Annotated in this window: 7 protein-coding genes; 4 read left to right on the forward strand and 3 right to left on the reverse strand. The window is 46.0% G+C overall.

The window, feature by feature from the left end:
- Positions 1 to 2 precede the first annotated feature (2 nt).
- Genes bcsA through R7Z47_RS16810 form a run of 4 tightly spaced genes read left to right on the forward strand, consistent with a single transcriptional unit; the run spans position 3 to position 9,772 of the window.
- Positions 3 to 2,636, forward strand: coding sequence for a UDP-forming cellulose synthase catalytic subunit (gene bcsA, locus R7Z47_RS16795; RefSeq protein WP_213876711.1), 2,634 nt, complete (start codon positions 3 to 5; stop codon positions 2,634 to 2,636).
- Complete coding sequence (gene bcsB, locus R7Z47_RS16800; RefSeq protein ID WP_213876708.1) at positions 2,626 to 4,911, forward strand: cellulose biosynthesis cyclic di-GMP-binding regulatory protein BcsB; 2,286 nt, start codon at positions 2,626 to 2,628, stop codon at positions 4,909 to 4,911. The genes bcsA and bcsB overlap by 11 nt, the downstream gene beginning before the upstream one ends.
- Complete coding sequence (gene bcsZ, locus R7Z47_RS16805) at positions 4,911 to 6,017, forward strand: cellulose synthase complex periplasmic endoglucanase BcsZ (RefSeq protein WP_262606965.1); 1,107 nt, start codon at positions 4,911 to 4,913, stop codon at positions 6,015 to 6,017. Before bcsB ends, bcsZ begins: the two co-directional genes overlap by 1 nt.
- Complete coding sequence (locus tag R7Z47_RS16810; RefSeq protein ID WP_213876704.1) at positions 6,008 to 9,772, forward strand: cellulose synthase subunit BcsC-related outer membrane protein; 3,765 nt, start codon at positions 6,008 to 6,010, stop codon at positions 9,770 to 9,772. Before bcsZ ends, R7Z47_RS16810 begins: the two co-directional genes overlap by 10 nt.
- A 59-nt stretch (positions 9,773 to 9,831) precedes the next feature.
- Here the strand turns inward: R7Z47_RS16810 and R7Z47_RS16815 are convergent, their stop codons facing one another.
- The 3 genes from R7Z47_RS16815 to R7Z47_RS16825 form a co-directional block, all read right to left on the reverse strand.
- Entirely contained in the window at positions 9,832 to 10,686 is an 855-nt protein-coding gene (locus R7Z47_RS16815; RefSeq protein WP_213874629.1) for a co-chaperone YbbN, read from the reverse strand.
- 472 nt (positions 10,687 to 11,158) lie between these two features.
- Positions 11,159 to 11,986, reverse strand: a complete 828-nt coding sequence (locus tag R7Z47_RS16820; protein WP_047102895.1) for an SDR family oxidoreductase — start codon at positions 11,984 to 11,986, stop codon at positions 11,159 to 11,161.
- A 44-nt stretch (positions 11,987 to 12,030) separates the two neighbouring features.
- Complete coding sequence (locus tag R7Z47_RS16825; RefSeq protein ID WP_213876702.1) at positions 12,031 to 12,945, reverse strand: TIGR01777 family oxidoreductase; 915 nt, start codon at positions 12,943 to 12,945, stop codon at positions 12,031 to 12,033.
- Positions 12,946 to 13,030: the final 85 nt, after the last annotated feature.

A 13,030-nucleotide genomic window follows, 5' to 3' on the forward strand; every position in this document is an offset into this window, starting at 1 on the left:
TTATGCGAAGTCTTAATCTGATTTTCCAACGTTGGGTAGTGGACCAATTCAGACTGCAGAAGAACGCTTACGAGCAAGCCTGGAATTGCAAAACAAACTGGGTTGGTGAGTGTGCTTTGTCTTTTTGGTTTTCATTGAGTTTTGTATTTTTAAAGCCAGTTATTTCGGGTGTTCCCTCATGGAAACTGCCTTTGGTTTACTATCCAAACGTTAATTTTGCTGCGCCAAGATGGTTTGATCCTGTACGTTTTATTATCCAAAGCGTGTGGTTGCTTTGCTTCAAGCAAAACGTAAATACAGCATGGTCCAAAAAAACCAGCAGCTTAGTGATGACTTTAGCCGAGCAAATTCGCAATGCGTTCTACTTGCCATTTGAATTGGTTGCAAAAGGCGTCCGCTGGTTAGAACAGACAGCGAACAACATCAAAGATCCGCAAGTTCGAGAGCGTATTAAAGCAAGTAAGTCAGCGATGGCGTTGAACTACACCTTGTTGTTTTTCGTGGTGTTAATCGCTTTGCTTTGTTTTACGGTGCCATTTGGTTATCAGGCTCAGACTGTCTTTGTGCTGTTACTCTGGGCATTAGCGATGATGGTCCGTCGCATGCCGGGTCGTTTTCCTACCATGCTTTTGATCATCTTGTCGGTTACGGCCTCATGTCGATACTTGTGGTGGCGTTATTCGTCTACCCTGAACTGGGACGATCCTGTTGCTTTGTTTCTAGGGGGCGTTTTACTTCTAGCTGAGACGTATTCTTGGATTGTGCTGATGCTTGGCTATTTCCAAAATATCTGGCCATTGAATCGCAAACCAGTATCGATGCCACCGGATCAGTCAACTTGGCCAACTATTGACTTGATGATCCCTACTTACAACGAAGATCTTGATGTCGTGAAAGCGACGGTTTATGCCTCGTTAGGTGTCGATTGGCCGAAAGACAAACTCAACATCCACATTCTGGATGACGGCAAGCGTGATAGCTTCCGAGATTTCGCCAAAAGTGTAGGGGTGAACTACATTCGCCGCCCAACGAATGAACATGCGAAAGCCGGTAACATTAACTATGCGTTGAAGCAGACCAGCGGTGAGTTTGTTGCGATTTTTGACTGTGACCATATTCCTACACGAGCATTCTTTCAGCTCACAATGGGGATGTTCCTGAAAGATCCAAAGTTGGCGCTTATTCAGACGCCGCACCATTTCTTCTCTCCGGATCCTTTTGAGCGTAACTTATCGAACTTTCGTAACGTGCCAAACGAAGGCAACTTGTTTTACGGCTTGATTCAAGATGGTAACGACTTATGGGATGCAACTTTCTTCTGTGGCTCGTGCGCTATTTTACGTCGAGAGCCTTTAGAGGAAGTCGGTGGTATTGCAGTCGAAACCGTGACGGAAGATGCGCACACTTCTTTGCGCATGCACCGTTTAGGCTATCGTTCTGCATATCTGAAGCAGCCGATTTCTGCTGGTTTGGCGACAGAGACATTGTCTGCACACGTTGGGCAACGTATTCGTTGGGCTCGCGGGATGGCGCAGATATTTAGGGTAGATAATCCATTGACTGGAAAGGGTCTTAAGCTCTCTCAACGGCTTTGTTACGTCAATGCCATGCTGCACTTTCTATCTGGCATCCCGAGGATAGTATTCCTGATCGCACCATTGGCTTATTTGTTGCTACATTCCTACGTGATTTATGCGCCAGCGCTGGCGATCATTTTGTACGTATTGCCCCATATGATCCACGCGAGCATGACCAACTCTCGTATGCAGGGTGACTACCGTTATTCGTTCTGGGGTGAGGTATACGAAACCGTGCTTGCTTGGTATATCGCAAGGCCAACAACGGTGGCTTTGTTTGCACCCCATAAAGGGACATTCAACGTAACGGCAAAAGGCGGTTTGGTTGAAAAATCTCACTACGATTGGGTGATCTCCCGACCATATTTGGTTTTGGTTGCACTCAACATTCTGGGCTTTGCTGTAGGGATTTATCGAATGGGGTGGGGGCCTCAAGACGAAATCGGTACGGTTATCGTGAACCTCGTTTGGACGATGTACAACTTGTTGATTTTAGGTGCTGCTGTCGCCGTTGCGGTAGAAGCCAAACAAGTGCGAAAAGATCACCGAGTAGAGGTAGCGATTCCTGTTGCGGTAAGGCTTCACTCAGGGCACTTGATTCAAGCGCAGATGAAGGATTTCTCTTTGGGTGGCGTGCGCATTGAAATAGACGGAGTCGATGAACCAACCTGTGCGTACCTACTTGGCCAAACCTTAGAAGTGATCCTCAATCGCGGTGGTCAAGAATTCGTGTTCCCGATGACGGTTGCCTATGCTCATAAGGGGATATTTGGTTTACAACTCAACGAATTGTCTCATCAACAACAAATCCAATACGTCCAATGTACATTTGCACGTGCAGATACGTGGGCGAAATGGCAACAAGGCTATCAATCAGATAAGCCTCTCTCGAGTATGCAGGCTGTACTGCAAGTCGGCTTTAATGGATACAAACGCTTGTTGCAACATTGCCCTAAATTTGTTCAGGCCAGTGTGGATGCACTTTTATTTTGTATCGAATTTATTTGGTCACTAAGACCTCGTTATGTCCCAATCAGGACCTCAAGTCATGCTAAATAATAAAAAACTAACAGCGTTGACGACGGCTATCACTCTCATGTGTATGTCGGGCAGTCTCGCGGCACAAGAAGTAAGTCAGCAACAACCAACGCCTTTGGCACAGCAAGATGCTGAAAATTCGACCGTATTTAAGCGTGTCATTCCATTTAGTCAATTGGGTTACAGTGGTTCAATTGCTATTCAAGGTAGTGAGGCCAGTGCTTATATTGGTTTCGGTTCGCGACTCGATGAGGTGGTGTCTAAAGCCACGTTGTACTTTGACATCACACCTTCACCAGCGTTGCTCTCTTTGGTTTCTCACGTCAAAGTGTATTTGAACAATGAGCTTATGGGAGTGGCGTCAATCGTCGATGGTCAGCAAGGTAAAAAGTTGAGCTTATCGATGCCGCTGGATACTCGTTACTTCAGCAACTACAACCAAATTCGCTTTGAGTTGATTGGGAATACTCAGAAAGACTGTGCCAACCCAAATGACTCGAGCATTTGGGCCGAGATCAGCCAAAGCAGTCGAATTGAAATGTTCGCCCAAAAGACAATGCTGGAAAGTGACTTGAGCTTGTTGCCAGCGCCGTTTTTTGATGTCCGTGATTTCAGCCAGTTAAATCTGCCTGTCGTTATGGGCGGCAAATACGATCTGGATGATGTCAAAGCTGCCGGTGTCTTGAGCTCTTACTTTGGTGCTCTTGCGGGTTGGCGTGGCGCTCAATTCCCTTTTAGTGTCGATACGTTACCTAAGCGCAACGCCATTGTCTTTGTTACCAATGACAACAAACCTGAGTTTCTGAGAGATTTTCCAGACACGGATGGGCCTCGTCTTCAAGTCATCACTCACCCAACTGACCCGTACGTGAAGCTTCTTCTAGTGATAGGTCGTGACAGTAAGGATCTTAACGTTGCGGTGCAAGGTTTGGCGTTGGGAAACCAACTTCTTACTGGGCCAATCGCGAAGATTAATGAAGTCAAACAAATCAAACCACGAGTCCCGTACGATGCGCCAAACTGGGTGAGTACGGCTCGTCCCGTTGCATTATCTGAATTAGTCGAACAAAAAAGCATGTTGCAAGTGGAAGGCCGAACGCCTCCTCCAATCAATGTGAGTTTGCGCTTACCACCCGATCTCTTTACTTGGCAGAGCCGTGGTATACCGATGGATCTTAACTATAGGTATTCGCCACCTGCTGCGGATCATTCTGGTTCTCGCCTGACTTTGAGCATCAATGACCAGTTCATTGAGGCGTTTAACTTAACCACAAAAGGCCAAGGTGGTGAGTCTAACCGTGTGCGTGTTCCTCTGTTAGATGACAGTATTCTGAGTGGTGATGCGCTTGTTCGTATTCCGGCCTTTAAAGTTGGCAGTAAAAACCAAATCGAGTTTGAGTTTGGCTTTGCGTCGGTGACTGATGGGCAATGTCAGGTGACGCAACCAAGTAAGCAATACGCGGTCATTGATGGTGACTCTACGGTGGATTTTAGTGGTTTCCCTCACTACATCGAAATGCCAAATATGCGCGCTTTTGCTACTTCTGGCTTCCCTTACACGCGCATGGCCGATTTGTCAGAAACTGCGATTGTTGTTCCAGAGAGAGCACCAAAAGAAGTGTTGCAGACCTTCTTAAACGTCATGGGGTCGTTAGGAAGTGATTCTGGGTACCCAGGTATTCAGGTGCTTTTGACAGATAAATGGAATGCTGAGCAACTAAAAAATAAAGACATCCTGACGATTGGTGTTGTGGATGCACTAGAAGAAGCCGCTAATAACCCTGACCAAGTAAACTTAGTGGTTAAAGAAGGTCAGAGACAAATTCGCCTGCCAAGCAAAAATGAAAAGCAGCTCGGAATGAACTGGATGAGTCCAAGTGATGCTCGTCAAGTCGCCGCAGATTATGTTTCTGTCGAGGCAGAAGGCTCTTTTGCTGCTATTTATGGTGCAGAATCGCCATTTACGAAAAAACGCAGCGTCATTTCTATTATGGCGGCTCACCCGTCAGATTTTGCGTCGGTTGATCGCGCGTTGGCTGACTCCGGTAAAGTGGAGCACATGTTTGGCTCGGTGGTGACGTTGAGAAATAACGAAGTAGCAAGCTACAACGTGGGTTCGCACTACTATGTCGGTAAGCTTCCTGTGTGGCAGCTCGTTTGGTATCACTTCTCTAATCACCCAGTCATCGTTGCGTGCTTTGCCGCCTTGCTAGTGGTGATCGTAACCATTGTGCTTTGGCGCGTATTACGTCAAGTCGCGTCTAGACGTTTAGAAAAAACTGAGGACGAGGAATAATGAAAAAACTCATCTCATTCCTTATGTTGTTAGTGTCTCCTTACTTGTGGGCTAACACCTGCGAGTGGCCACAATGGGAAACATTTAAGTCGGTATACATGGAGCAAGGCCGAGTCGTTGATGGCAGTGACGAGCGTATGATTACAACCTCGGAAGGCCAATCTTACGCATTGTTTTTTGCCTTGGTTGCCAATGACCCTAAAACCTTCGATCAGGTTTTAAAATGGACTCAATCACATTTAGCTGGTGGGGACTTGACGGCAAGTCTTCCTGCTTGGTTGTGGGGAAGAAAAGAAAATGGTCAGTTCGGAGTGTTGGATTCTAACCCTGCGTCAGATTCTGATTTGTGGATAGCTTACTCCCTTGTTGAGGCGGGGAGATTATGGAATAACTACTACTATCAGACCCTTGGACATCTGATCGCGAGTCGTATTTTACGTGAAGAAACCGTCAACATAGCGGGAGTTGGAACGGTATTGTTGCCAGCTCCAACGGGCTTTGATGCCGACGGCCAGTACCGTGTGAATCCGAGTTATGTTCCGTTACAACTGATTGCTCGTATGCAGTCGCTGTACCCGCAATACAACTGGGACTCAATGTATAAGGCAAGTGTTCACATGCTAGAGAAAACGATGCCAGCTGGCTTTAGCCCAGACTGGGCAGTATTGAGAAATGGTCGTTATAGCTCAGATGTGGTTACAGGGCCGATGGGCAGTTACAACGCCATCCGCACTTATCTTTGGGCGGGTATGCTAAATGACCAAGTTTCAGAAAAAGCAGTATTAGTACAAAAAATGCAGCCGTTTGTCGCGGCAACCAAAGCCCTTGGTGCGCCAGCGAGAGAAGTAAATACTGAAACGGGTAAATATACCCAAGCAGGAAGCGCAGGTTTTTCTGCAGCGGCTCTTCCGTTACTCTCGGCTTCTGGTGAATCTACGCTGTTGGAGACGCAGTTTCGTCGTGCTCAAAATGAACTTGTGGTGGACAAAAACGATCATTATTACGACAACGTATTAAGTCTATTTGGGCTTGGTTGGCATGAAGAACGTTACCGTTTTGGTGTGCAAGGTGAATTGCTTCCTGCATGGAGCGAGAGATGTCAGTAACAGGACGCGTGTTATGGTGGATTCCACTGGTTGCTTTGGCGGCTGGTGGCATCGGCACTGTGCATGCAGAAAGCTTTAGTTCAAAACCTCTGACAAAGTCGCAGCTCGCACAGGTCTACAAGCCTATCGAGCTGGTTCAATTTTCCACATCATTAGCACGAGTTGACTCGGTTGAGTGGTTGGTTGAGCAGCTAAAACTGGCGGATGCGATTGGCCGAGATGATATTGTCGAGAGTACTCTGGAGAGGCTGTTCGCGATTGAAGAAAGCAATCCAACGGGGCTTTTCTATCAAGCGAATATGTATCTGAAACGTAAGCAGCCAGAATTAGCAAAACCGGTATTTGAGCGCTTAATCAGACAGGCGCCTCATTCGACTCAAGCGAAAAACTTGTCATCGATTATGGCTATTCAGGGAGAGAAAAGAGCGGATTATCAGCGCGCTCAGTTGCTTGCAAAATCTGGTCGTTACGATGAAGCGATTCAAGCTTACAAAGCCCTTTTCCCAAATGGAATGCCATCACCAGCGTTACAACTTGAATTCCTACAGTTGCAAAGTAATTTGCCAGGCAGTTGGAGCTCGGTAAAACAGGGACTGGAACGTTTAAATGCAAATTATCCTAGTGTTCCGTCTTTTCAACTCGCGTTAGCCAACCACATTCGCAAAGAGAATCCTGCCGATCCATGGATTCTCGATACCTATAAAAAGTTAGCGCTTGCTCCTTCGGTTGGAACAAATGCGGCAACGTCGTGGTTGCGTGCATTGGATCAATTGCCTATTTCAGATCAAGTTGTTCAGCAATATGCCATCTTAGCTAGCTACTACCCGTCTGACATGGAGATACAAAGAGCGAATCAAAGCGCGAAAGATCGCTGGAAAAAGGAAAAGGAACTACGCAAAGACCCCACTTATCTCGCCAAGCTCAAAGGGTTAGCGTTGCTCGAGGAAGATAAAACCGACCAAGCAGAAGCTCAGCTGCGTTATGCGTTGACGACTCGTCCGCAAGATCCTGAATTGCTTGGTGCTATGGGTAAGGTTTATCTACGTAGAGGGCAGCAACAAAAAGCGCTCGGATACTTTAAACAGGCTCAGCACTTAGATCATAATCCTGACTCGGCCTCAAAATGGGCAGCGCTAATCGAGACTTCTCAATATTGGGCGTATCTTGATCAAGGTGATGCCTTGGTCGAAAAAGGCCAGTTTAAGCAAGCAGAAAGCGCTTATCAAAAAGCGATTCAAGTAGATAAATCCCAACCTTATGCTTATTCATCATTAGGCTCTTTGTATCTGGTACAAGAAAATTATGCCGCGGCAGAGAAGGTTTTCAAACAAGCTTTGCAACTGGATAGCAGCAATAGCTCTGCATTGCGTGGTCGCTTAGATGTTCGTATTCAGCAGCAAGATTGGTCTGGCGCGGAAGCACTCGCGCGCAGTTACTCAGCCCCACAGCAGAAAGTGGTCGCTGAAAAAATAGCGAGCATCAAGTCGGAAGTTATTTTGACTCGTCTGCGGATCGCAATCGCTCAAAATGATCAGGCAACGATGAAAGCGTCCGTAGAGGAATTGATTGCGCTACAGCCAATCTCCCCATGGTTAAGGCTTGATATTGCTGACGTGGTTCATTCAATGGGCGACAAAGTACGCGCGGATACGCTGATGTCCGATTGGGCTACATCTAGTAATGACCCTGAAATGAAATTTGCTTACGCGCTTTATCTCGCGCAGGACTTCAACGTGAATGAGGCCATCGCTGAGCTAGAGAGTATCGCACAACATGACATGACAGACGCAATGCAGCGCAATTTAACCCGCTTGAAGCTTGATGCTCAGTTGAGAGACATTCAAACGCGTTACTTAGCTTCTCCCGAATCAGTAATGGCGACATTACGTGCGCTAGAGTCGGATTATCAAGGTCAAATTCAACCGCTCGCTCGTCTAGTGAGTGCGTGGTTAGACATTGATGAAGTTAAGGAAGCTGAGAGGATTTTCCAAAGCATTTCGTTTGCAGAAGATTGGTCAACCGATGACAAACTGGCTTACGGCAGCATGATGGTAAGCTTGAATCACTTTGAAGATTTTGATAGTTGGTATGCGAGCTTAGCATTAAATTCCGCAACACAAGATTTAAGTGCTTCGGAAGCATTACAGCTTGATGAACTCAAAACCCGTCGACTGTTGAGTCAAGCGGATCTGATGCTGGTTAATCAACAGCCTAAGCTTGCGTTGGATTTGTATGAACAAGTTTCTTTAAAGCCTGAGCCATTTAAAACTCAAGCAGAAATTGGCATGTTGCAAGCTAGTGCTTTGACTGGATATGAAGCGACGTATCACGACATGCACCTCATTTTGAATAAAAAGCGCGATAGCTTAACTGCGGCACAGTTGATGACAGTGGCCGCGGTGTTTAATCAACAAGGCTATCGAAATGACGCTAATGCGCTAAATCAGTTGTTGGATGCGATGCCTGATGCTGACGCATTAGCATTTCGCAATAGCATGTCTATAGCAATGGAAAATCAACAGTGGGCGTTAGCTGAAACACGCGCCTATCAAGCCTTAAATCGTGACCGAATGGATAAAAATCGTGAAACTGAAGAGGCGAAAAAAGAACCCCTAAGCTTACGCGAGCTATATGATACTGCTGACGACTACTGGTTGACTCGTAACGTCAAATCGGACATCGATAAACTGCATGATCGGAGTGATGGGCATGTCATGATTGGCTGGGATTACAGTGCACGAGATGGCCGTAATACTTCGAATCAAGTGCCCATAGAAGCCCGAATCCCGATAGAGAGCTGGGATGGGCACCTGTTGCTAAAAGCCGATTATGTTTCTATCGATTCAGGTCAGTTGGACTATTATGAAAAAACTACCGATTCTGACAGCACTTCGTTCCAAAATGACGCATCAGGTATGGCATTTGGAGTGGGCTGGCAGGCTGAAGATTGGTTGGTCGATATCGGCACGACACCAATTGGTTTCGACCATACCACATGGGTTGGTGGTGTGCGCATCAATGGGGACCTGGGTGAGTTTGGTTGGACGGCAGAAGCTTCGCGTCGCCCAGAGACCAGTAGCACGCTTTCTTATGCTGGAATGTCTGTCCCTAGCGGCACGACTGACCCTCAAGGGACTAAATGGGGCGGAGTTGCTCGTACTGGTGTGAAGTTGAGCTCAAGTTGGGACATTGGTGGCCCTTACGGTTTTTGGAGTAGCTTGCAGTATCATGTTTTGACTGGTGAAAAGGTTGAGGACAACACTCGTTTAGGCGTGCTAGGTGGAGCGTACTACAAGTTAATTGCAACGGATGACCAGCGTTTAAGTATAGGTACGAACTTAATGTACCTTGATTACGACAAAAATCTGGGTGAGTACACGCTAGGTCACGGTGGCTACTACAGCCCGCAAAGTTACTTCTCGGTGTCTTTACCTATCAACTTTTATGGCCGATACAACAGTTCTTGGTCATATCAATTGAGTGCATCCGTCTCTAACTCTTGGACTAAGGAAGACGCGCCATACTTATCGACAGTAGCGGAGTCAGACAAAGGTGGTGGTTTTGGTACGTCGTTGCAAGCGGCGGTGGAAAAGCGAGTCAGCAAACGTTGGTATCTTGGTGCGTTAGTCGATGTACAACGTTCTGAGTTTTATACACCAAACCATTTCATGCTTTATGCCAAGTACACCTTTAATGATCGTTGGCAACCAATAGAGTATCCGCCAGCAGTACCAACGTTGTATAGCGACTTCTAACAAAAAACAAAGGCCGGAAATTCCGGCCTTTGTTGTCTTCTTCCTGAAGAATGCGACGCTTAGTACAAAATTGAGTAAAGCTGGCGACGATATTTGCTTGCTAATGCGTTACCTTGACCTAGCGCACTGAGAATATCCATAAAAGTCTTCTTCACTTCACCGTCTTGGGCGCCCAAGTCTTTTTTAAGAATATTCCACAGCAGTTCCAACGCTTCTTCATCCCGACCAACTTGGTTGTATTGTACCGCCAATTCACAAGCGAGTTCGAAGTTTGCCATGTCTGCTGCGTATGCTTGTTCTAGTCGCTGTAACTCAGGGCTATCTGCAGCCTGCAAATGCAGCTCGAGCTTGGCTATTAGGCTCTTGTAGTAGTTATCTTGATACTCGAGAGGGATAGCGTTCAGTAGTTCTTGGGCAATATCAAATTGTTTGGTTTCTAGCAAACAATCAGCCATCGCGAGTTTCACATCACCACGCTCTTGCAGCTCTGGCGGCAAAGTGTGGATGATGCTCAAAGCCTGAGTATGCTCACCTTGCTGAAGAAGTTCACTGACTTGTTTTAATAGTTGTTCATCTGGGCTTGGCAAATGCTTTTGTAGCATGGTAGCAATGGCATCAATTGGCTGGGGGCCTCCCAGACCATCGACGGCTTGACCATTTATAAACAGCGCGATAGTTGGCAATACTTGCACGCCAAATTGAGACGCTAAAGCGGGCTGATCTTCACAATTTAGTAGAGCAAGCGTAAATGCACCGTTGTACTGTTGAGCAAGAGATTGCAACTCAGGGAGTATCTGTGCGCTTTCTGGCTGAGCGTTGGCCCAAAAGTGGATCAAAACGGGCGTGTTCATTGATCCTTCAAGCGTTTCGCGAAAGTTCTGTTCTGTTATCTCAACGATAAATGGGGATTGCATCAGAGTATCCTTGCCTTGTGTCTTGTCGTTGATATTAGATATGGAGTTGATTTAGGTGAAATTCAAGCGACATTCACCATCAATAATGAATCATTCTATTTTGAGAAAACGTGAGGTAATAGAGTGAGGTTATTGCTGCTCAGGTGTTAGATAAAAAGAAAACGCTGCCGAAGCAGCGCAATTCTAATGCTATTTGTTAGTGCGGTATCAAAATAGGATGAACATGGTCAACACTACACCCACACTAAGCCAGTTAAGCTGATTTAATGTCATTGTTGCCTCGCAGTAGTATAAACATTGCTACAAAACGTAATGGGTGGCGATACCAAATCTAAGCAACTCAATCACTTTGGGCGAAAGAATCCCCGCTGAATTGCGTAGAAATTGATTCGTTTAGTTGAGGTTTTTTTAACCTACATGTTCATAATGACATCACATTGTTACGGTGAAATTACATTTCGACAAAACTTTTTTATGCAGCCTGTCGCAAAATTTTATCAAGTACACGGGTTGGTAATAGTCTTTTCAAGACTGCGAATAATTTAGTCGGTGTAGTAATTCGATAACGAATTTTCGGTGAAACGCTAGTTAATGCATGAAGAACTGGTGCGATGCAAGACTCTGCAGGCAAAACAAATCGATTATTAGACTTGTCGTTGTTGAGTCGCTCTCTTTGTCCTTCATAAGCATGACGATGGGGGCTAGATTCAATATCAACCCACTTCTCAAAGGCTCGTAATGCATTGTTTCTAAATTGAGTTTCGATCGGTCCTGGTTCTATCAATGCCACTTTGATATTCGTATCCGCAAGCTCTAGCCTGAGCGTATCTGTCCAGCCTTCTAAGGCAAATTTTGATGCATTATAGGCACCACGGTATTTCATTGCGGCAAAACCAAGAACAGAGCTGTTTTGTATGATGCGTCCTTCGCCTTGCTGGCGCATATGAGGAAGCACTTCTCTGACCAACTGGTGCCAACCAAAAAAGTTGGTCTGAAATTGATCTTGAAGAGCCTCGGTGGGTAAGTCTTCCAGTGCTCCGGGCTGACCATAGGCACCATTATTGAACACTGCGTAAAGCTTACCTTCTGCTAATTCTAGCGCTTGCATCACGCCCGAAGAAATGCTTTCTGGGCTATTTAGGTCTAGATTGATGCAGGTTAGCCCTTCATTAATTAGGCGCTGGACATCTTGTTCTTTCCTGCAAGATGCAATGACATTAAATCCCTTGTTTTGTAGAGCGTGAGCACACACGTAACCGATGCCGGTTGAACAACCCGTAATAAGAATCGACTTTTTCATAATTTAATTTAAGACTCAGAAGCATTGATTGGAGCCATCATTCATCAGCTCCGGTCATGAAGCAAGTGCTTGAGTGCTGGCTCTATTCTGGAGTAGCTAAATTTAAAGCCCAGTTCGGTGAGTTTTTTGGGTTTGGCTCTCATGCTATCGAACAATAAGCAGGAAGATTCTCCCATTAGGAGTTCAATCGCCCATTTAGGCGTGAACAAGATATGCGGACGTTTGAGCGTTTTAGCTAGTGTGCCGCTGAATATACGATTAGTCACAGGATGGGGGGCGCACATATTGAATGCACCGTGGGCATGTGGTGTTTCAAGCAAGTACATGATGGCGCGGACCATATCTAGGATGTGAATCCAAGGCATGTACTGATTACCGTTCCCAAGTGGGCCGCCTACGCCAAGCTTGTAAGGTAATAGCATTTTTGCCAACGCACCACCATTAAGGCCGAGTACCACGCCAGTTCTCAGTAGACAAACCCGTGTTTGTTCCGACTCTGCGCGCTTAGCTATTTGCTCCCACTTTGCACAAACCTCGTGAGGAAAGTCGTCGCTATTAACATGTAAGCACTCATCAAACGGATGATCTTGTTGATCACCATAGTAGCCAACTGCCGAGCCACTAATAAAAACAGAGGGAGGTTCGGTACTTGCGTGGATCAGCTCAACAATTTGCTCGGTAATTTTCCAACGACTTTTGCAGATTTTTTCTTTTTGCTCGCTGGTCCACCTTTTATCCGCAATAGGCTCACCTGCAAGATTAATGACGGCATCAACGTGATTGAGATCGGCGAACGATTCGAGCGAGTCAAGGTATTCGATATTACCCAGATCAGCATGCTGTAGGCGTTGTTTTGCTCGCTCTGGAGAGCGTGTAAGTAGCATAACTTGGTGAGTTGATAGCAGCTTGAGCAACTCCGAGCCAATAAACCCAGTGCCACCTGTGAGTAATATCTTCATGTTATCTCTTTGAATGTACACGTATTAGAACATTATAGTCGTTTTGTGCTTAGCTTGATCATCTCAACACCATTATTTCTAGGAT

This window comes from Vibrio sp. 1641 (genome assembly GCF_033339995.1).
Classification (GTDB): domain Bacteria; phylum Pseudomonadota; class Gammaproteobacteria; order Enterobacterales; family Vibrionaceae; genus Vibrio; species Vibrio alginolyticus.

Coding starts and splice junctions, on each gene's coding strand:
- bcsA (WP_213876711.1), top strand. CDS start 3: ATGCGAAGTCTTAATCTGATTTTCCAACGTTGGGTAGTGGACCAATTC.
- bcsB (WP_213876708.1), top strand. CDS start 2,626: ATGCTAAATAATAAAAAACTAACAGCGTTGACGACGGCTATCACTCTC.
- bcsZ (WP_262606965.1), top strand. CDS start 4,911: ATGAAAAAACTCATCTCATTCCTTATGTTGTTAGTGTCTCCTTACTTG.
- R7Z47_RS16810 (WP_213876704.1), top strand. CDS start 6,008: ATGTCAGTAACAGGACGCGTGTTATGGTGGATTCCACTGGTTGCTTTG.
- R7Z47_RS16815 (WP_213874629.1), bottom strand. CDS start 10,686: ATGCAATCCCCATTTATCGTTGAGATAACAGAACAGAACTTTCGCGAA.
- R7Z47_RS16820 (WP_047102895.1), bottom strand. CDS start 11,986: ATGAAAAAGTCGATTCTTATTACGGGTTGTTCAACCGGCATCGGTTAC.
- R7Z47_RS16825 (WP_213876702.1), bottom strand. CDS start 12,945: ATGAAGATATTACTCACAGGTGGCACTGGGTTTATTGGCTCGGAGTTG.